We start from the raw sequence: 1779 nt of genomic DNA, 5'->3' as shown, positions 1-1779 counted from the left end.
CTTCGAGCTTCTGCAGCGAAGGCACTATGCTTTGGCTGATAGAGGCGATTTTTTGATCTGTTACCGGAGACGGCGGCAACGGATTGGGTACATTAGCGGGCTGCGTCTGCATTGGAGCTTGCGTGCATGCTGCAAGCAGCAGGGTAAGGAGGGCCAATACGCACCATCTTGGTGCTGCAGCGATCCTGAACTTGAATTCCATCCTTATAAACCCCTCTCTTATCCATAACTAACAGGAGGGAGCGTCTTGATCGCTTCCTCCTGTAGACTACCTGCTCTTACTTCGTATTTTTATAGCGTTCGTATGCTTTCTTGTAGCCGTTCATATACTCATCCATGCCCATTTTTTGTACGGTTGCCACATATTTATCCCATTCGGACATCGGCTGGGAGCCGGTGATGAACTTTGCTTCCATCTCACCGATGTAAGTATGCATATCCGTCCCCACCGTGGACCTGAATTCGGTTTCTTCCTCAGTGAAGTTAAAGTTGTTCCACAGCTCTTTAACTTTGAACGGTTCTGCTTTTTTACCAACTGCCATCGACTCCGGCAGCGTCTCGGACCCTTTAAAATATTTCTCCTGCACGAAGCCCGGATAGCTGCCTCCCAACCAGGTGATGTGTTTAGCCAGTGCCTGATCCATCGTTAGCCCATTCGGGTTTTTCATAATATTTTCCACGAATTCCAGCTTGCCGTCGGCTGCTTTGCGGTACGTTTCCCCCTCAATGCCCATGAAATAGAACGTAGCCCCTTCGTCGCCATAGAAATGGTCAATCCAGCGAATCGTCGCTTCGACATTTTTGTTTTTGTCGGTAATGACAAATGATCCGGGCCATACTACAGGCACTTTAATATGCGTATACAGTTGATCACCATAAGGACCCTTCAGCGCTCCAAGCCCCATATAGCCCGGCTGATTCATCTGTGTCATCGGATTCGGGTTGATGGTGGCGCCAAAAATACCCTTCTGTCCTTTGGCATACAAAGCGCTTGTCTTGACGGTGAAGATTTCTTTATCAATCAGACCCTCCGTGTACAGCCTGCGAACATATTCGATAACTTCTTTGTATTTGGCATCGGTACGGAAGAAGCGCAGCTCGTTCGTTTTCGGATCCACGTCGACGAATTTATGTCCCAAGCCGCGGTTTCCGTATCCCCATGCACCCCTAATTTGTTCGATCAGCGGGTTGATACCCTCTCCAGCATAAGGAATTTCATCAGCCTGCCCATTTCCATTCAGATCGGTTTCCTTAACTGCCTTCAAATATTGGTACAGTTCCTCTGTCGTTGCAGGCTCCTTTATCTTGAGCTTATCCAGCCACTCCTGTTTAACCCATAGCGGAGTTCCAATCAGCATCGACAGGAAGTCCGGGCTGTAAAAGGAGGGGAACGAATAGATGGAGCCATCCGGCATCGTCAGCCCTTTTTTCAGATCCGGGTATTTATCCATCAGCTTATTAAAATTGGGGGCATATTTGACGATCAAGTCGTTCAGCTTCACGAATATTCCCTGTGCACCGTATTTCATCAAATCTGAAGCAGGTACGCGGGAAGAATAAAAAGCGTCGGGATAGTCGCCTCCGGCCAAGGCCAGATTGCGTTTCTCTGTCAAATTTTCGAAAGGGACCAACTGAAACTTAACGTTGATGTTGGACATCTTCGCATATTCTTTCCATAACGTCGTTTCCTCGAAATTATTGCCATTGGTCGCCGCCTTGCCTGTGAAGAACGTGAGCGAAATGGGCTGGTTGACGATGGGCAACCCGGACTTCTGCAAA

2 protein-coding genes are annotated in these 1779 nt (G+C 48.3%); both read right to left on the bottom strand.

Annotated features, from left to right (window positions below; genetic code table 11):
• Positions 1-202 (bottom strand): hypothetical protein (locus G9U52_RS38720; protein ID WP_207953484.1); only part of this gene is annotated, 202 nt, incomplete at its 3' end.
• A gap of 76 nt (positions 203-278) precedes the next feature.
• On the bottom strand, positions 279-1779 hold a 1501-nt coding region (locus G9U52_RS38715; protein ID WP_166158767.1), incomplete at its 5' end, for an extracellular solute-binding protein.

Origin of the sequence: Paenibacillus agricola (genome assembly GCF_011440305.1) — a bacterium.
Lineage (GTDB): Bacteria > Bacillota > Bacilli > Paenibacillales > NBRC-103111 > Paenibacillus_S > Paenibacillus_S agricola.
This window is presented reverse-complemented; position numbering and strand designations above follow the sequence as displayed.